We start from the raw sequence: 18,058 nt of genomic DNA on the forward strand, positions 1-18,058 counted from the left end.
TGCACGGTCACTAATAGCGACTTTTTCGCATTCCTAAATGTCCAGAGTTCTAGCCTCCGAGTACTACGCACGTGCGCACTTGAGTTGGCCGAGAATCGGACAACAATCAACGCATGACGTACGGCAAGAAGGACCTGCCTTACCCTTACAGCCAGGACTTTTCCGGCATCGTCACCCGCGTGAAGGGTGTCCGGGAGTCCACCCGTGCCGCGCTCGTCAACTCACTGAAGGTCGCCTCCTACCTCAAGGCGGGGGCAAATCTGGTGGAACGAAACCTCGGAGCCCCCAAGGAGGTCGCCCCGAGGAGTGACGGACGCAAGGAGTACTGGTCGGGTCTGAACTTCTTGTCGGAGCGGGCGCTGTCCCGGGAGGTGGCCGAGTTGGAGCCGCCGTTCCTGCGCCAGCGCGGCACCGGCCCCTACCGGTCAACCTGGGCCAGCCACGACGACTACCTGAACGACCTGCTGGCCTTCCTGTTCCACGGCATGAACTACGACCCGCAGTACGGCGCCGAGCTGGAGACCCGCGGCGACTGGCTGGTCGACGACGACAGCTTCGTCGACGCCGTGCACCGCGCCGCCTTCCACGAGATCCTCGCGGTCTGCCGGATGCCGCTGTTCCGCCTGCAACTGGTCGTCTGCGCGACGGCCGACCGCAACGACGGCATCCACGACGCGATCGCCAACAACTACGCGGGCGCCCTCCAGCCCTGGATGAAGGTCTACGAGCAGACCATCGCCGCCCGCGGGTTCCGGTTGCGCCAGGGCATCACCCTGGAGCAGTTCACGAACATCCTGGCCGCGATGACCGAGGGTTTCGTGATCCGGCACCTCGGTGACCCGGCGGCCGGCGTGCTCGGCGACGGGGCCACCGACAACCTGGCCGGCATGGCGATCCTGGCCATGATGAACAGCTATCTCGAACCGGTTGATGAACCACCTGGCCCAACTCTTCGTGAACTGTTCGAAGGCGCAGCGCAACCGATCGAGCACGGGGAGTGACGACATGACGAGCACCACGGAACGGCCCGCACCCCGCGCGGCTAAACCTCCCTCCTGGTGGGAACGCCAGGGTGACCTGCTTATGCGGCGTCCGTTCAGCGAGTTCACGTTCACCCACATGAACTGGCTGATGCCGACCGAACGGGTCCAGCGGGGCGAGGTGCACCGGCCGCTCCCGGCCGACCCGCACCGGCTCGACCTGACCTACCGCTTCGAGGACACCGACCACACCCTCGCCGACCTGCATCGGCACACCAACACCACGGCGTTCGTGGTCATGCACCACGGCCGCGTCATCCACGAGTACTACCCGGGCATGTTCGCCGGCCCGCGGGTCCGCATGCAGCTCTTCTCGATCTCCAAGTCGGTCACGTCGCTCCTGGTCGGGATCGCCATGGCCGAGGGCCTCATCGACAGCCTGCACGACCGGGTCATCGACTACCGCAAGGACTTCCTCGGTTCGGCCTACGAAGAGGTCACGCTGGCCGAGCTGCTCACCATGACCAGCGGGGTCGGCGACCTCGAGGCCTGGGACGTGCCCGACAGCGACATCAAGCGCTTCGAGCAGGCCGCGATGGGCGGCGGCGACCTGGCCGAGGTGGTCAAGTCGGCGCGCCGCCGGGCTCCGGCCGGCGAGGCCTTCAACTACTCGACGCTCGACGCCCAGGTGCTGGGCTGGATCCTGGAGGCGGCCACCGGCACCACGCTGGCCGGTTACGCCGCCGACCGGCTGTGGCGCCACCTGGGCGCCGACCGGGATTCCTACTACTGGCTGACCCGGGCCCACCCGCGCACCGCGCTGGGCGCCGGCTCGTTCAACGCCACCGCCCGCGACGTGGCCCGCCTGGGCCTGCTGATGACCCACGACGGCGTGGTCGCGGGCCGCCAGGTGGTCCCGCGCGACTGGGTCCGCCGCAGCCGCGGCAGCGACCTCCCGCAGCTCGCGGTGGGCGCGCTCGGCCCCAGCGGTTACGCCCACTACGGGTACGCCAATCAGTGGTGGACCCTCGGCAGCTCCAGCTTCGACGCCTTCACGGCGTTGGGCGTCCACGGTCAGTACCTCTACGTAGACCCGTCAGCCGACATCGTCATCGTCAAGTGCAGCGCCTGGCCGACCCAGGACGACGAGCGCCGCGACCGCGAGACCATCGCCGCCCTGCGCCGCATCTCCGATCACTTCGCCTGCACCCGCTGACCCCTGGACCACACCTCCAGCAACACCACGTTGGCTCCGCCGTGCCCTTTTGCACCAGGAAGGGAGGGACAAACCGGTTCACGGCGGTAATTGCCCAGCCCCACCCAACGGCGACGGCATCCCATGCGCCGACCCCCCGTATGGGGTGCCGTCGCCCCACCACCAAAGCAACACCCACCACGGCGACCCAGCCGCGCAGTGACTCGGTCGCCCGGCGTTGAACCCAACCGCAGCCTGACACGCCGCCACGCCGGGCGACCGTCCTGTTCCGACCCATCCGTCAGCCGGCTTGCCCAGATCCGAGCAGGCGGGTGGGTCGTCCGACCCCCTCAGTGGGAAGAGCTGATTGCCGGCCGGCAACCTCGCGGCCGGCCGGCAATCTCCCCCACGGTCACCCGCTCGGGGGCCACTGAACTCGCGACGCCGACGACCTCCACGGTCACGGCCGACCCGCGGGATACCGTAAGGAATGCCGAAAATTGGGTACAAATCAGTCAGACTTGCCGCCACCATCGCCGCCGGAATGGCACTCACGGCGCCCGTGCCGGCCATCGCATCGCCGGCCGCGCCCGCCACGCCCGGAGCGCCCGCGGCGGCATCCGCGCCCGCTCTCACACCCGTGCCCCACACGCCCCGGCCGAGGCGACTGACCGCCGCGCTGCTGACCATCAAGGACCTGCCCGAGGGCTACCAGCCGCTGGTGGGCACCACCGGAACGTCGATGATGGGCGACATCAGCACCGACGCCGACATCTGCGACAAGCGCGTCGGCCCCACCGTCGGCATCCCCAAGTCGGAAACGGCGAACGCGGGGTTCAGCAAGAACGGCGGCCCGATGCTCTTCGAGAGCCTCACGGTCACCGGCCCCCGCACGGCGCACGCGCTGGTCGCCGGGCTGGCCTCCGCCCCGCGCCTCTGCCCGTCGATGCTCACCACCGTCCCGTCCTCCGGCCAGCAGGCCCGCCTGCGGATCCGCCCGCTGCGGGTCCCCCGCCTCGGCGACGCGGCCGCCGGGCTGGCCTTCTCGGTCACCTTCCCGGCCCTCAAACTGACCGTCCAGGGCAAGCTGATCACCGTGGCCCACCGCGACGTGGCCCTCACCATCATGGTGATCGGCGTCCCGGCGACCAGCCCGCGCGAGGCCAACGCCATCACCGCCGCCGCGGTCCGCAAGCTGCAGCGCATGCGCTGACCGGGGAAAGCCGCCGGGCCGCTCACAGCTCGCGCCGGAGCTGGGCCACCGCCTCGACCAGGCCGGGCCGCTGCTCGGCGGCCGCCTCGGCCAGTGGCTCGAGGGTGGCGATGGTGCTCTCCAGCACGAAACGCTGCGGCCGCAGACGAAGGAGCCCCTGCAGGGTCGCCAGTCCTCGCCCGCTCGCCGGTTCGGCCAGCAACTGAATCGTGGCGAGGTCGCAGTAGGCCCAGGGGTCCCGCTGGCGGAAAGTCTCGATCTGCGTGCGCACGATCGACTCCGCCTCGACCAGCTCCCGGCGGATGTCCAGGCCGCTGTCCGGGCCGCCGCTGTGCGGGCCGCCGCTGAGCGTGCCGGCGTCGAGCAGGACCCGGCCGGTCAGCCGGTTGATCCGGTTGTACGTGCTGGCGTCCTTAGTGCCCTCGAGGTCGCGTTCGTAGCCGAAGCCCTCGTCGTACGCCTCGATCGAGTTGGTGAGGTACGACCGGCGCTCGGCCCCCGGCGCCTTGAATCCCCGCCGCCGCCACGTGCCGCCGAGCAGTCCGTAGAGGTCGGCCAGCGCCGCCTTCACGCTCTCGTCGGTCGAGGCCGCCTCGTTCGCTACCGCGGCCCGGGCCTGGCCGATGGCGTCCCGCAGGATATCGATCGACTCCTGCCACTCCTCTTCGTCGCGGGCGCTCGTGGCGAGGGCCTTCGCGGAGATGACCCGCCGGAGGAGGCGGTCGGCGACCTCACTCATGCTCTGTCCGCTCCCTCTCGAAGTCCGCCAGTTGTCGAAGGTACCCGCGGACCTCCCGGCGAAGGCCGGCGTGGCGCGGCTCGCTCGAGCCCTTCAGCATCTCGAGAACCAGCGGTCCGAGCTCCATCAGCTCCTCCCGTAGCTCGTCCAGACCCGGGTCGTCCGCCTCGGCCCGGTGACGCAGGTAAAGCCACTGGGCGATGCGGTTCTCCTGGGCGGCCGCACTCAGGGCAGCGTCGAAGGCCGTATTGCCGGCGAACAGGATCATACGTTCCGGCAGGCGGATGGGATCGGCGCCGAGGATCTGCTCCGAGCGGCGGCGGTGCTGGTGGTCCGGACGGGACAGCGCCGAGTCGTGCTGCCACCGGTATGCCTCCTGCGCGGCCGAGAACGTGCCCGCCGACGGCAGCGTGGACACGTCGTTCACCTGGGGCGGGGACTCCGGCGAGGGAGTTGCCAGCCGGCCCGCCCAGTCGGCGAGGGCGAGCTGGACGACCTTCTTCTCGTGGAGCCGTTCCGGATCGTAGGCAACCGGCTGCAGGAGACGGACGAGCAGGCTCTTCTGCGAGGTGTCCGCGGAGTCCGGCTGGTCACTCACGTCGATGATGGACAGCGGATCCCGGTCGGAGCAGCCCAGCCGCACGCCCAGCTCGAAGAACACGTTGGGCCGCCAGTGCGACCAGTCGACGACACACTTGGACGCCCACCGGATCTCCTCGTAAAGGGCCTGACCGACCAGGCGCGGCGAACGCAGGTCGAGCATGCGCCGCGGTTCGGCCTTGGTCGCACCCTTGATCATCGAGTAGAACCGGTCGAAGGTCTTCTGGTAGTTGAATCCGTAGGGGCAGAGGACCAGGACGTTGTCCCGGTCCGAGGTCGCCCACGACTCCGGCCGCGGAACGCGCACCGCGTGGTAGGCGGGCAGGTCGAGATATGCCGGGTCGTTGGCCAGGCTGGCCGCGCCCTCGGCCAGCGCCTGGTGGATCCGCTTGTAGAAGGAGGAGTCCTGGGAGAACGGCACCAGCCGGGTCTCCTGGACGTTGAACGGCAACTCCTCGTCGGCCGGGGCCACCGGGTCGGCGCCGGTGCCGGAGACCGACACGGTGACCCCGCGCCGGAGCACCGACCGGATGCCGAGCAGCAGCATGACCGCCGGTTGGAAGAGCGTCACATCGGCCACCAGGTAGTCGGCCCGGGCCAGGGCCTCCACGGTCGCCACCCAGTTCCGGACCGAGCCGAGCGCCGACCGCACGTCGATCTCCACCGGTTCCGGGTGCAGGCCGGCGAAGGTCGTCGCGGATTCCCCGGCCAGCACGTTGGCGACCGTCGCCACCAGGTCGGCCGAGCCGCCCTCGCGGGTGAGGACCGCGCAGAACGGATCCTGCGGCAGGTCACCGAGGAAGGACGGCGTCAGGTGCGAGACGAAGCCGATGTCGGCGGCCAACTGGCTGATCGGCAGGCCGAACAGACCGTTGGCCAGACCCCGGCTGGCGTCGGTGATCAGGCCGATCAGCCCGCCGTGCGCGCCGTCCGCGAATATGGGGCTGCCGGACACTCCTCCCCAGCCTGATATCCGGCTCTCCAGCATGTGCTGGTCGAGACTCAGCGCGAGCAACGGCTGGCCCTGGCCCCCGCTGAGGCCGAGTGATCCGCTCAGCGGCAGCGTTTTCCAGTCCGGCGGGCCACCCGCATGCTGGTCCACCGCGATCGACGCGAAGCCGCTCGACCGCCACGGCCCGGAAGTGACCTCCGGCCGCAGTTCGGGCGGCTCCCAGTCGCCGAACGACCGGTCGGTTCGGAGAAGCTTGGCATCGACGTTGCCCGCGCCGGTCCAGACCACCGTCGCCGGAGACCACTTCTCCGCCCCGCCGGTCTCGCTGCGCACCTCGAAGCTGCTGTCCGAGGTGCCGACGTGCTTGGCGGTCAGCACCAGGCTGCCGGTCAGGAAATAACCCGTCGCGGTTTCCCGCTTCGATCCCTCGGCCTGGACCAGGGCGACCCGGCGCTCGTCGAAAGCTGACATCTCAGTCCCGCCGGACGGGCTCCCCGCCCACGGCACTCACCGTGAACTTCGTGCCGTCCCGGGTGACCGGACCGAGGCTGAGCGTGACCCGCTGGGTGCTGGCGTTGGACTTCTCGCCCTTCGCCCCGATGTTGATCACCCAGATCTTCAGGCCGCCCTCACCGCCCTTGGTGCCGGTGGTGGCGATCTCCACCTCCAACTGCACGTCGTTGACCTCGAACTGCAGGTCTTCGTCGCGGGCGCGCAGGGCAGCCACCTGCAATTCCGCACGCACCGCGTCGATCAGGTCGGCCAACGGGACGCCGGGGGTCGTATCCGCCATGGCAAGGACAGTAACGGCGGCGCGCAGCCCCGGAGTTCACACAGGACGGTGGCAAGAATTGGATGATCGGCCGCTGGCGGGCGGATTTCCGACAAGCACCAGAATGGAATTGACCATCGGCGTTAGCGTGAGCCATGCGTAGTGCGGACCTCAGCAGCGAGGTCGGTGGGGGCGCGCAGCGCGAGGCGATTGCCGCGGCGCCGGCTGGGGCCCTGCCGCAGTTCGGCGGTAACCGGGCGATCGCCGCCCTGATCGACGCCGCCAAAGACGTGGCGGTGGTGCTCACCGCGCCGCCCTCGCCGGCGCTCGACGATCCGTCGTTCAACCCGACCAGCCGGGCCCACGATCTGGTCCGGGCCGTCGACACCTCCGACTACGACCCGCGCTTCAAGCCCGGCACCTACCTCGAGGACGTCGAGGCCGAGCGCCGGAAGGTCGACTTCGCCACCGCGGTGGCGGCGCTGGACGGGCTCACCGCCAGTCAGGTGGTGCGGGTCGAGCAGATCTTCTACGAATTCGACAAGAGCAGCCTGCGGGACGGGCTGTTCGGGCTCGGCACCTCCGGGCGCAAGGCCGATCTGAAGCCCGACCAGGTCGTACACCTGCAGGCGCTGATGCGGGGCACCAAGCCCGAGCCGATCCCCCTGGAGGTGATGGCCGAGCTGCGCACCTACCCGCCGGAGATCGCCGGGCGGCTCAAGGCCGACCTGGAGAGGCGGGCCGACGCCGGGCCGGCCCTCAACCGGCACACCGCCGAGGCAGCCGAGCTGCACCGGCTGCTGGCCGGCGACCTCGACGAGGGCCGCCGGGAACGGGTCATGGCACTGCATCGCCGGTCCGGCGACGAGATCGACGCGATGGACGCGCTCTACGCCAAGGAGTTCGGGAAGGACACCCTCGCCGTCGACCTCAACCGGCGGCTCACCGGCCTGCAGGCGATGCGGATGACCGAGCTGCGCGAGGGCAACTTCGCACAGGCCGACGCGTGCGCGATCGAGGACAAACGGCGTCGGATCGAAGAACTCAACCAAGAGGACCAGCAGGGGTACGGCGTGGTCGCCGACGTCCTGCGGGAGCAGCGTAAGGAGAAGAAGCAGGAGCTGACCCGGGACATCCAGGGCATCCTCGAGCTCAACCGGCAGGAGGCGCTGGCCGACCCGTCGAAGAGCGCCGGCGTCGCGGTCGCCGAGCGATTCCAGAAAATTCTGGGGCCGACCCTCGGCGAGGAATTGAACCGCACGCTGGGCAAAGAGGACGCTGCGGTGATCAACGCGGCGATGGATCCGTGGAACAGCTCGGGCAGCGCCAACCTGATCCGGGCGGCCGCCGCCCAGTTGGTCGCCGACGAGAAGAACGGCAAGACCTCGTCGAAGCGGATCGCCGAGACGCTGGAGACGTTCCGCAAGCTGGCCCAGCACGATCTGATCGCGCAGGCACACGACCCGCAGGTGCCGCCCGCGCAGAAGCAGGCCCTGCTGGCCGACCTCGACGGCGCGGTGACCCGGCTGGCCCGGCGCTACATCGACGACTACCGCGCGGAGTACGCGAAGCTGACCGGCGGCCAGGGCCGCACCTACGACCAGATCGTGGCCGGCGCGTCCGACGCCGACGAGAAGTACCTCGGCGACCTCACCACCGGCGGCGGGCAGGCCGCCGACCTGGACGAGCTGGAACACGCGATGGGCAAGCGCGACGTCGGCCAGGTCAAGGCGATCCTCAAGCGGCAGCCCTCCGGCGAGCAGGTCGACGAGCTCGTCGCCGCTTACCAGCAGCGGCATCCGGAACGGGATCTGCGGCGGGAGCTGTTCGGCCGGGACGCCCTGGGCGCGACGGCGTCGCCCGAGCTGGCCCAGATCGGCAGCTCGATGCTGGTCAAGGGCGGCCTGGTCACCGGCCGGGACGCCGCCCAGGTGGCCGAGCAGCTGAGCAAGCCGGCGGCCGGCGCCGGCCCGGAGGCGGAGGCCCGCTGGCTCGCCCAGGGCGGCCGCACCGAATACGACGTGACCATGGACCACCGCGGCGCCACCGGGGTACTGCGCGAGATCGGCGACGACCCGGAGACCCAGCGCCTGCTGGAGCGGACCAAGTCCGATCTGGTGACGCTGGGCAAACAGGTCGAGGCGGAGAAGGACCCGGCCAAACGGGCCCGGCTGGTCGCCGAGATGCGGCGGCTGCGGGCCACCCTGACCGGCGACGCCGACGCGTACGAGAAGGACAACGCCCGAGTCCTCGGCCAGATCCAGTCGGCGCTGAGCTTCGCCGTCTCCATCGCCTTGGCCGTCGCGATCCCCGGCGGAGGGGCGACGCTCGCCGCGTTCCTGCAGACCACGGCGGTGAACATCGCCGCCACGGTGGCCTCCAACTTCGTGATCAAGATGGGTGACTACAGCCTCGCCGACCTCCGGGCCGACGTGCTGGGCGGCGCGCTCGGGGCCGGCGGCGCCAAGTTCGGCGAGGCGGTGATGGGCAAGGTCGCGGCGGCGGTGATGCGCCCGGCCGGCGAGGCCGCCGCCGAGGCGGCCGGCAAGCTGGGCGTGCAGACCGCGCTGGCCCACGAGGTGGGCGCGCTGGCCGCCGCCGGCGAGAAGGTGATCATCGAGGTCGAGGAGTTCGGCGTCCGCGCGGCGGCCGGCGAGGCCGCCACGATCGCCGTCCCCACGGCCTGGGAGATCGGCGCCCAGGAGGTGGGTGGTTTCTTCGGCGGGCTGTACGGCCCGAAAGTGCTCACCGGCGACTTCAGCCTGTCCGCCGAGGAGGTCCTGCAGGCGCTCGCCGGCACCCTGGCCGGCAAGGTTGCCCACCGCAACAAAGGTAAAGGTGCGACCGAGGAGCCGGCCCACCCCGGTGAGGAGGCGCCGCAACGGAAGCCCGGCGAGGGCGAGGCCGCCCCGCCGCCGATCGAGAGAGCGGTTTTCCATCCGGAGCCGGTGCTCAGCAACGCGGACGCGTTCGGGCCCCGCTCGCCGAAGGAGATGCTGCTGGACAGCGGCATCCCGCCGGCCAGCGCCAAGGGTTTCCAGGAGGTCGCCGACGCCTTCAACGTCGTGCTCAAGGTGCGGCCGACCAACACCGCCTCGCTGCCGGTCCTCGACGCCGGTGGCGTCGCCAAGCCCGAACTGATCAAGGCGAAGACCGTCAACCGCACCGACCAGCTGATTGGCGCGCCCGCCGACGGCCTCGGCAAGGTCGGCTTCTTCGACCCGAAGATGCCCAGCGCCCAGATTCTGGAGGTGCTGTCGCCGGGGGAACGGCAGGCGGTCGACCAACGCTTCAAACAACGAGCCGAGGAGTACGCCCATTACCGCGACGAATACGGAAAACTGCAGGCCGAGGGGCTGCTGAAGATGGCGGACGGCGTGCTGCAGATCGCCGACCCCAGGACCGGCGAGTTCCGGGACATCGGCGGCGACCACGACCTGTTCGAGATCACCAACGCCGACCCGAACGGCCCGCCGCTGCACCCGGACGTGCGCCGCGGCATCATCAACCAGCTGCGCTCGATGGGCATCAACGTCGAGCACGGCGACCACGCCGGCTGGAAGCACGACAGCCCGCAGACGCACGACCCGGCGGCCGACGCGAAGATCCGCGAGCAGCACGAGACGACCGAGCCGCTTGTCGCGTTCGTGCCGAAGTCCCAGCCTCGGCACGTGATGGCCGGCGACCCGGTGACCGGCCCCGCCCGTACCGAAGGAGTGGGTGACCGATTCCTCCCGGCCGCCACCGGCACGGTGATCGAGCCCGGCCCGGCCGGGCCGGAGCGCAGGCCCGGCGAGACCGACTTCTCGGTCGAGCCGAGGCCGACCACGGCCGAGGAGATAGCCGCGTCCCGGGAGCGCGAGCCGTCGGCGATGATGGGCCGTTCCACCGAGGCGCCGGCCGGGCTGGAGGTCGAGCCGGTCAACTACCGGATGGCGGTCGACCTGCACCGGCTGCGTCAGCAGTGGGCGGGCGTGAAGGAGGCGCACGACCGGGCGCGGATGCTGGTCCTGGGGGTGGCGATGAACGTCGAGCACACCGGTGTCCCGATACCCACGGTGCACGCGGTGACCGGCGAGAACTCCTACTTCCACCCCGATGTCTGGCTGATCGAGATCGGTCATCCGGCGATCGCGAACGACCACCCGACGACGGCCCAGTTCGCCGAGATGGCCGACCACGCGCGGCACGAGATGGAGCACGCGGTACTGGAGTTCCGGGTCGCCCGGCGGGAGGCCGCGCGCAGCGGCGAGACCGCGGAGGCCCTGTCCGCCCGGCTGGGGATCGCGGAGACGACCGCGAAGGCGGCGATCGCGGCCAACCAGGGCGGCTTCGAGGACATCGCGAACACTCCGCTCGACGCCCGGACGGCCGCGATCAACGAGAGCATCCGCGGCGACGGCGCCCGCGACCGGGCCGAGATCCTGGCCCGGCTGGAGGCGGCCGAGACCGCGCTCGAACAGGCCCGGGCCCGGGTCGACCGGGACGCGGCGACGGCGATCGACGAGGCCCTGGAGATCTACCACGAGGCGCACGAGGCCTACACCGGTCTGCCGGACGAGGCGCTCGCCTGGGACGCCGGCCGGCAGGTGCAGCTGGCGGTGCGGCAGCACCAGGACTTCCTGGGCCGGATGGAGGCGGCCGACAAGGCGCTGGGCGGGGCCAAGGAGGCCCTGGAGATCGCGAAGGAGAGCGGTGGCCCGGTGAAGAAGCTGCGCGATGCGGTGGGTGACGCCCAGAAGCGCATCGACGGCCTGCTGGCGGAGCTCGCCGACCGGACCGGGACGCCGCAGCCGTGACGACGTTTCCGGCCGCCGAGTGGACGGAACTGCTGACCGCGCTCTGCGCCGGCGACCCCGGCCGGGCCGGCACGCCCGGCTGGCTGCGCCGGATGACCTGGCAGCCGGTCACCGACGGCCTCGGCTTCGCGGTGCTGGAGCTGACCGACCCGGCGACCGTCCCGGCGGCCGCGTGGGAGCCGGTGTGCGGGCCGCTGCGGCCGGCCCCGCCGACCCGGCAGGGTCATGTCCTCACCGGACGGTTCGCCGCTCCCGGAACCGGCCACGCGGCGACCGTCACGCTGGTGACCGACCGTTCCCCGGCGGGGACCGCCGCAGCGGTGCGATCCGTGCGCATCCGGATCGAACCCGGCCGAGTTGCCTAGGTCACACAGCCCGGTTGACAAACGTGAGAGGCCGCCGACTAAGTTAGTGCCGCTTTGGAGCGCGGGGGATCTTCCTCGCGCGCGGATAGCTTTCGGGGGACAGAAGTGGGCGCCGCCTCATGACAATGCCGGACTCGACCGCACGCCTTCCGCAGCTGCCGCTTCTGGCCGGCCGCTCGGTGGCGCTGGTTCACGAGTGGTTCGGGGCCACCGGCGGCTCGGAGGCCGTCTTCCTGGCCATCGCCGACCTGCTGCCGCAGGCCGAGCGCCTGGTCCTGTGGGCCGACGAGGGGGTCGACACCGAGCGGCTGCGGCTGAACCAGTCCTGGATGTCGAACACCCCGCTGATCAAGAGCAAGGCCCTGGCCCTGCCCGCGATGCCGCTGGTCTGGCGCACCCTGTCCAACCACAAGTTCGACGTGGTCATCTCGTCGTCGCACGCGTTCGCGCACACCGTGAAGCTCGGCGATCCGGCGGAGACCCGGCACCTGAGCTACATCCACTCCCCCGCGCGCTACGTGTGGAGCCCCGACTTCGACGGGCGGGGCTCGCACCCGGCCCTCAAGGTGCCGCGCAAGGTGCTGCAGAAGGCCGACATCCGGCTCAGCAAGCACGTGCACGCGTACGCCGCGAACTCCCGCGAGGTGCAGGGCCGGATCCAGCGGTTCTGGAACCGCGACTCGGTGGTGATCAACCCACCGGTCGACGTGCGGTACTTCGCGGGCGCGCCCGCGCAGGATCAATATCAGTCCCGGGACTACCTGCTCGGCATCGGCCGCTGGATCCCGTACAAGAACTTCGACCTCATCATCGAGATCGCCGAGGCGGCCGGCATGCCGCTGGTCATCGCCGGCTCCGGCCCGGAGGAAGAACGCCTCCGGCAGCTGGCCGCCACCAAGCGGGTGCCCATCCACTTCGAGGTACGCCCCGAGCGCGACCGGCTGCGGCAGTTGTACTGGGGCGCCCGGGCGCTGCTGTTCCCGGCCCACGAGGACTTCGGCATCATCCCGGTCGAGGCCCAGGCCTGCGGCACCCCGGTGCTCGGGCTGCGCCGCGGCGGTCTACTGGAGACGGTCGTCGACGGCGAGACCGGCTTCCTGCTCGACGGCCTGGAGCCGGGGCCGTACGCACAGGCGATCCGCCGCCTGCCCGAACTCGACCCGAACCGGATCCAGTGGCACGCCAACTCCTTCTCCAGCGACCGGTTCGCCGACCGGATGGCCCGCTGGATCGACGACGAGACGCGCTGATCTGAGTCGTCAGGGCAACAAAAAATCGGCCGGGTCATCGACCCGGCCGATTTTCGTTGGTGCTCGGATTACTTCTCGACGCCCAGCTTCTCGATGGTCGCCGTGTCGTCCTTGCGGACCGCCTCGAACAACGCCTTGGCCTTCGTGGTGTCCGGCAGGACCACGCTCTGGTCGCCGACCCGGCCGGTGCCCTTGCTCGGGCTGGTGTAGAAGTTCAGGTTGTTGCTGCGCAGGTGCCGCAGCTGGGTGGCCATCGACAGCATGTTCAGGCCCTTGTCGACGCTGACCGTGTCGGTGGTGGCGTTGAGGAACGAGTTGATCCGCGACGGGCTGGACAGCGTGCCGCCCGACGACGCCTTGTCGAGGATCGCCTTGATCACCTGCTGCTGGTGGCGGATGCGGGCGAAGTCGCCGTCCTTGAACGCGTAGCGCTCGCGGGCGTAGTCGAGAGCCTCGGCGCCGTCCATCTTCTGGACGCCCTTGTCGAAGTGCCGGGTGTGGCTGGCACTGAGCGAGTGCGTCGAGGTGAACGACGTCTCCACGTCGACGGTGATGCCGCCGAGCGCGTCGACGACCTCCTTGAAGCCGGCGAAGTCGATAAGTGCCACGTGGTCGATGCGGACGTTGGTGTAGTCCTCGACGGTCTGCACCATCAGCGGGACGCCGCCCCACGCGTACGCCGCGTTGATCTTCGAGTCGACACCGCCGTGCTTGCCGTCCTGCGACTTGGGGATCGGCACCCACGAGTCACGCGGGATGGAGATCAGCTGCGCGGCGTCCTGCTTGCCGTTGAGGTGCAGCACGATGATGGTGTCGGACCGGGAGCCGCCTTCGTTCTCCGGGTCGCGGGTGTCGCTGCCGAGCAGCAGGAAGTTGGTGGCGTCCTTGGCGGCCGCGTCCTTCTGCGGCCGGCTGGCCTCCGGCACCTGGGTGAAGGCATCGACGCGCTGCACGTTCGACTCCACATTGTGCAGGTAGAGACCAGCACCGATGAGGCCGAGCCCAGCCAGGATGACCGGCACCAGAACGACGATCAGGATGATCTTCTTCCGGTTGCGCTTCTTGTGAGTCTTGGGACCCCCGCCAGGGATGTTCCCGTCGTTGCCCACGCCGCCGATCACCTCAGTGGCATCGCGGTCATAGGTCGGCTGTCTGGTCGGCATGGCTGAGATCGTACTGACCGGTGCAAGTCGCCACCGACCTTGAACAGCACATAAACAGCCGCAAAATGAAGTTGTGAGGAATTGCATCTCGTTACCCCGGCGAACCAATTGCGGGGATTCGACAGCAGATGACCACAATGCAAATGCCAACCAGTTTCAGGAAAAGGTATAAATAGGACACCAGCCATCGACCAACCGACCTGGTCCGGGGCCCGGGGTCGGGTGGCGCACATCCCACGGCGCCCTCTATCATTCCCCGTCGATCGCGGTATATGAGCCGCTTTCGTAACACGGGGGAACGCGATGGTGCAGACCGGCCCTACGTTTTCGGGACACTCCCCGAGACCGTCCGACGACGGGCCAGCCGACGTGCTCAGCGAACGAAACGAGTTCGACTGGTGGACGCCGACCGGTGAGCACGAGGCGATCGGGCCGATGGTGATTCCCGGCCCGAGGCGCAGCCCCGAGGAGACGAGCAAGCCCGACGACCCGCCGACCGAGCGTCTGGTCCTCCCCGGCGGCAACTCCCGCTCGACCGTCGTCCTGCCGTACATCCCGTCGGCCAAGGCGTCCCGCACCCGGCCGCTGCGCGCCTGGATGCTCGCCCTCCCGATCGACCTGGCCGCACTGCTGGCCCCGATCGCCTGGAACCAGCAGTACTGGAAGGGCGTCGCCTCGGTCGCGCTGCTGACCGTGTGCGCGTTCGCCATCGGCGGGCTCTACCGCGCCCGCCGGCACCTCAGCGTGCTCGACGAGCTCCCCTCGATCTACTTCCGGTTCCTGGCCGCGACCGCGGTGGCCGCCATCGTGATGGCCGGCCGGCACGGCTCGATCGACTACATCGACGGCTTCCTGCGGCTGGTCGCCGTCTCCGGCGCCCTGCTCCTACCGGCCCGCGCGATCAGCCGGCTCGCGGTGCTCTACGCCCGCCGCAAGCGCATCGTCGAGCACTCGGCCATCATCCTGGGCGGCGGTCCGATCGCCCTGGAGCTGGCCCGCCTGCTGCGCCGCTACCCGCAGTACGGCCTGCGCTTCGCCGGCTTCGTCGACGTGCCCTCGACCGCGCACAACAAGCGGGAGAGCATGCCGCTGGTCGGCGAGCCGGAGTCGCTCGAGGAACTGGTCCGCTACACCGAGTGCGACGTGGTCATCATCGCCGACATCGACTGCTCGGAAAATCGGCTGCTGCGCGCGGTCCGGGCGCCCGGACTGGCCCGCACCGACCTGTGGATGGTGCCGCGGCTGCGCGAGTTCCCGGGCTCGGTCGGCTCCCCCGACCACATCGGCGCCATCCCGGTGGTGCCGCTGCGCCGGCCCAACCTGTCCGGCCCGAAATGGGCGGTCAAGCGCAGCACCGACGTGTTCTTCTCCGGCCTCGCCCTGCTGCTGCTGTCGCCGATCCTGGCGTTCTGCGCGATCGGCACGCTGTTCGAGGGCGGCCGGGGCATCATCTTCAAGCAGCAGCGGATCGGCCGCTACGGCAAGCCGTTCAACGTGCTGAAGTTCCGCTCGATGCGGCCGGTCGACGACGCCGAGTCGCAGACCAACTGGAACATCGGCCACGACCCCCGGGTCGGCCCGTTCGGCAAGTTCATGCGGCGCACGTCCCTCGACGAGCTGCCGCAGCTGTGGAACATCCTGCGCGGCGACATGACCATCGTCGGCCCGCGGCCGGAGCGGCCGTACTTCGTCGACCGCTTCTCGGTCGACTACCCGGAGTACGCGATGCGCCACCGGGTGCCGGTCGGCCTGACCGGCCTGGCCCAGGTGAGTGGCCTGCGTGGGGACACCCCGATCTCCGACCGGGCCCGGTTCGACAACTACTACATCGAGAACTGGTCGCTCTGGCTCGATGTAAAGGTCATCCTCCGTACCGTCGGTGAGGTTTTCCGCGGCGGCGGCCGGTAACCGGTAAAGAAGCCCAACAGAAACGGGCCTGAGCGATCCGCTCAGGCCCGTTCCTGGTTCTGTGCTTAGCGGGACCGCCAGTAGGCCAGCGTGTCCGACAGCGTCTGTTCCAGCGGGATCTCGGGGACCCAGCCGGCGTCCAGCCGGATCTTGGTGGCGTCGCCGCGAAGATCCGGGACGTCGGCCGGCCGCATCCGGGCCGGGTCGGGTTCGGTGCGGATCTGCGCGTCCGAGGCGGTCAGCAGCAGGTCCAGGATCTCCTGCCCGGACCGGGACCGGCCGGTGCAGACGTTGTAGACCTCACCGATCGTGCCCTTGGCGGCCAGCTGGATGTAGGCCCGCACCACGTCCCGGACGTCGGTGAAGTCGCGCTTGGAGCTCAGGTTGCCGACCCGCAGCACCCCGCCGCCGTCGCGCTCCAGGTCGGCGATCTGCTTGGTGAGGTCGGCGACCAGGTAACCCGGCTGCTGACCCGGTCCGATGTGGTTGAACGGCCGGGCGATGACCGACTCGACACCGAGCTTCGCGTACATCGAGACCAGGTTCTCCTGGCCCACCTTGGCCACCGCGTACGGGCTCGGCAGGTCCAGCGGCGTGCTCTCGTCCAGCGGCAGCCGGGCGGCGTCGCTCATGCCGTAGATCTGACCGCTGCTGACCACCACTATGCGCGGCTTGATCCGCAGGGCCAGGCAGGCCTGGAACAGGTTGATCTGCATCGCCAGGGTGGACGTCACCGCCACCACCGGCTCCTTGAACGACAGCGCCGGTGAGGCGAAGGCGGCCAGGTGGAAGATGGTCTCCGGCCGCAGTTCGTCGAGCAGGGCCACCACCGCGTCGTAATCGGTGAGGTCGGTCTGCCGGATATGACCGTCCGCGCTTCCCGACAGCGAGGTCCCGTAGGCCTCCGCCTCACCCGACTGCCGCAGCGCCTCCATCAGGTGGGCGCCGGCGAACCCGGTGGCCCCGGTGACCAGCGCGGTCACTGCTGCGCACCGTACTTGTTGATCACGTCGAGAAGTCGTCGCGCGCTCTCGTCCCAGTTCGAGGACCGCGCGCGTTCGAGGCCCCGGCGGCGCAGCTCGGCGGCCAGCGCCGGGTCACCCAGGACCTTCTCCAGGTACATCACCAGGGAATCGACGTCGTACGCGTCGACCAGCACGCCGGCGTCGCCGACCACCTCGGGCAGCGACGAGTTGTTGGCCACGATCACCGGGGTGTTGCACGCCATCGCTTCCAGGGGCGGCATGCCGTACCCCTCGTAGAGCGACGGGTAGACGAACACGGTCGCCCCGCTGTACAGCGCCGGGAGGTCCTCGTCCGGGACGTACCCGGTGGTGATGATGTCCATGTGCTGCAGCTCGTCGAGCCGGTTCTTGATGTCCTGGTCGAGCCAGCCCTTACCGCCCGCGAGCACCAGCGAGTACTTCTCGCGCACCTCGGCCGGCAGCTTCGCGTACGCGTCCAGGATGCTGCGGATGTTCTTGCGCGGCTCGAGCGTCCCGGCGTACAGGATGTAGGCCTTTTTGATGTTGTATTTCGCGGCTACCGCGTTGATCTCGTTCGACGGGCGCGGGTAGAAGAAGCTGTGGTCGATGGCCGGGCTGACGATCGAGATCTTGTCCGGATCGGTTCCGTAGAACTCCACGATCTCACGCTTGGAGTTCTCCGAGATGGTCACGATGTGCTCGGACTTCTCGATGGTCAGCGGCACGTACCGGGTGAGGAACTCACGGTTGCGGCGGGCCACGTGCTCGGGGTGCAGCACGAAGGAGAGGTCGTAGATGATCGCGACCGCGCGGCTGCCCAGCGGGAGCGGGTAGCGCACGAAGTTGGGGAACAGGAACAGGTCGGGCTTGCTGCCCAGCATGACGTCGATCGGCGGCGACGTGACCTTGCGGACGACCGCGTTGAACATCTTCAGGTGCATGTACCGGATGAACCGGTAACTGAGCCGCGGCGACTCCGGGATCGGCCGGACGTCCGTGCCCTTGCCCAGGAAGGCGAACGAGAAGATCGTGTAGTGGTTCTCCGCGTCGAGCCGGAAAAGGGCTTCGAGCAGGTTCTTGGTGTACTGACCCACGCCGGTGCGCTGGCGGAAGAGGGGCGTCCCCTCGATGAACAC

13 protein-coding genes are annotated in these 18,058 nt (G+C 69.6%); 7 read left to right on the forward strand and 6 right to left on the reverse strand.

The annotated features are described in order from the left end of the window. Nucleotides 1–113: 113 nt before the first annotated feature. The 3 genes from Ate02nite_RS40565 to Ate02nite_RS40575 all read left to right on the forward strand — a co-directional run bounded on the left by Ate02nite_RS40565 (nucleotide 114) and on the right by Ate02nite_RS40575 (nucleotide 3,388). On the forward strand, nucleotides 114–1,001 hold the full coding sequence (locus tag Ate02nite_RS40565) for a hypothetical protein (RefSeq protein ID WP_203813240.1): 888 nt from the start codon (nucleotides 114–116) through the stop codon (nucleotides 999–1,001). A gap of 4 nt (nucleotides 1,002–1,005) precedes the next feature. Further along, on the forward strand, nucleotides 1,006–2,196 hold the full coding sequence (locus tag Ate02nite_RS40570) for a serine hydrolase domain-containing protein (RefSeq protein WP_203813241.1): 1,191 nt from the start codon (nucleotides 1,006–1,008) through the stop codon (nucleotides 2,194–2,196). 619 nt (nucleotides 2,197–2,815) lie between these two features. Then, nucleotides 2,816–3,388, forward strand: a complete 573-nt coding sequence (locus Ate02nite_RS40575; RefSeq protein ID WP_203813242.1) for a hypothetical protein — start codon at nucleotides 2,816–2,818, stop codon at nucleotides 3,386–3,388. Nucleotides 3,389–3,410: 22 nt separating this feature from the next. Here the strand turns inward: Ate02nite_RS40575 and Ate02nite_RS40580 are convergent, their stop codons facing one another. The 3 genes from Ate02nite_RS40580 to Ate02nite_RS40590 are packed head-to-tail and all read right to left on the reverse strand — an operon-like array spanning nucleotide 3,411 to nucleotide 6,472. Then, nucleotides 3,411–4,127 (reverse strand): tetratricopeptide repeat-containing protein, encoded by a 717-nt coding sequence (locus Ate02nite_RS40580; RefSeq protein WP_203813243.1) that lies wholly within the window; start codon nucleotides 4,125–4,127, stop codon nucleotides 3,411–3,413. Beyond that, a complete protein-coding gene (locus tag Ate02nite_RS40585) occupies nucleotides 4,120–6,150 on the reverse strand; it encodes a trypsin-like peptidase domain-containing protein (RefSeq protein ID WP_203813244.1) in 2,031 nt (676 codons plus the stop codon). Before Ate02nite_RS40585 ends, Ate02nite_RS40580 begins: the two co-directional genes overlap by 8 nt. 1 nt (nucleotide 6,151) lies before the next feature. Next, entirely contained in the window at nucleotides 6,152–6,472 is a 321-nt protein-coding gene (locus tag Ate02nite_RS40590; RefSeq protein WP_203813245.1) for a trypco2 family protein, read from the reverse strand. A 134-nt stretch (nucleotides 6,473–6,606) separates the two neighbouring features. On the opposite strand from Ate02nite_RS40590, the gene Ate02nite_RS40595 reads away from it, so the two are divergent. The 3 genes from Ate02nite_RS40595 (at nucleotide 6,607) to Ate02nite_RS40605 (ending at nucleotide 12,865) form a co-directional block, all read left to right on the forward strand. Beyond that, on the forward strand, nucleotides 6,607–11,250 hold the full coding sequence (locus tag Ate02nite_RS40595; RefSeq protein ID WP_203813246.1) for a hypothetical protein: 4,644 nt from the start codon (nucleotides 6,607–6,609) through the stop codon (nucleotides 11,248–11,250). Beyond that, nucleotides 11,247–11,615 (forward strand): hypothetical protein, encoded by a 369-nt coding sequence (locus tag Ate02nite_RS40600; protein WP_203813247.1) that lies wholly within the window; start codon nucleotides 11,247–11,249, stop codon nucleotides 11,613–11,615. Before Ate02nite_RS40595 ends, Ate02nite_RS40600 begins: the two co-directional genes overlap by 4 nt. A 119-nt stretch (nucleotides 11,616–11,734) precedes the next feature. Beyond that, nucleotides 11,735–12,865 (forward strand): glycosyltransferase, encoded by a 1,131-nt coding sequence (locus Ate02nite_RS40605; protein WP_203813248.1) that lies wholly within the window; start codon nucleotides 11,735–11,737, stop codon nucleotides 12,863–12,865. Between the two features lie 68 nt (nucleotides 12,866–12,933). Here the strand turns inward: Ate02nite_RS40605 and Ate02nite_RS40610 are convergent, their stop codons facing one another. Continuing rightward, entirely contained in the window at nucleotides 12,934–14,028 is a 1,095-nt protein-coding gene (locus tag Ate02nite_RS40610) for an LCP family protein (protein ID WP_203813249.1), read from the reverse strand. A 597-nt stretch (nucleotides 14,029–14,625) separates the two neighbouring features. Here Ate02nite_RS40610 and Ate02nite_RS40615 point away from each other — a divergent pair. Then, entirely contained in the window at nucleotides 14,626–15,936 is a 1,311-nt protein-coding gene (locus Ate02nite_RS40615; RefSeq protein WP_203813363.1) for a sugar transferase, read from the forward strand. Nucleotides 15,937–16,001: 65 nt separating this feature from the next. On the opposite strand, the gene Ate02nite_RS40620 is transcribed toward Ate02nite_RS40615, so the two are convergent. Continuing rightward, nucleotides 16,002–16,919, reverse strand: coding sequence for a GDP-mannose 4,6-dehydratase (locus Ate02nite_RS40620; protein WP_203813250.1), 918 nt, complete (start codon nucleotides 16,917–16,919; stop codon nucleotides 16,002–16,004). Then, on the reverse strand, nucleotides 16,916–18,058 hold the full coding sequence (locus Ate02nite_RS40625; RefSeq protein ID WP_239148089.1) for a glycosyltransferase family 4 protein: 1,143 nt from the start codon (nucleotides 18,056–18,058) through the stop codon (nucleotides 16,916–16,918). Before Ate02nite_RS40625 ends, Ate02nite_RS40620 begins: the two co-directional genes overlap by 4 nt.

The organism is Paractinoplanes tereljensis, assembly GCF_016862435.1.
In the GTDB taxonomy this organism is placed as follows: Bacteria; Actinomycetota; Actinomycetes; order Mycobacteriales; family Micromonosporaceae; genus Actinoplanes; species Actinoplanes tereljensis.

Coding starts and splice junctions, on each gene's coding strand:
- Ate02nite_RS40590 (WP_203813245.1), bottom strand. CDS start 6,472: ATGGCGGATACGACCCCCGGCGTCCCGTTGGCCGACCTGATCGACGCG.
- Ate02nite_RS40615 (WP_203813363.1), top strand. CDS start 14,626: ATGCTCGCCCTCCCGATCGACCTGGCCGCACTGCTGGCCCCGATCGCC.
- Ate02nite_RS40570 (WP_203813241.1), top strand. CDS start 1,006: ATGACGAGCACCACGGAACGGCCCGCACCCCGCGCGGCTAAACCTCCC.
- Ate02nite_RS40595 (WP_203813246.1), top strand. CDS start 6,607: ATGCGTAGTGCGGACCTCAGCAGCGAGGTCGGTGGGGGCGCGCAGCGC.
- Ate02nite_RS40605 (WP_203813248.1), top strand. CDS start 11,735: ATGACAATGCCGGACTCGACCGCACGCCTTCCGCAGCTGCCGCTTCTG.
- Ate02nite_RS40565 (WP_203813240.1), top strand. CDS start 114: ATGACGTACGGCAAGAAGGACCTGCCTTACCCTTACAGCCAGGACTTT.
- Ate02nite_RS40580 (WP_203813243.1), bottom strand. CDS start 4,127: ATGAGTGAGGTCGCCGACCGCCTCCTCCGGCGGGTCATCTCCGCGAAG.
- Ate02nite_RS40585 (WP_203813244.1), bottom strand. CDS start 6,150: ATGTCAGCTTTCGACGAGCGCCGGGTCGCCCTGGTCCAGGCCGAGGGA.
- Ate02nite_RS40610 (WP_203813249.1), bottom strand. CDS start 14,028: ATGCCGACCAGACAGCCGACCTATGACCGCGATGCCACTGAGGTGATC.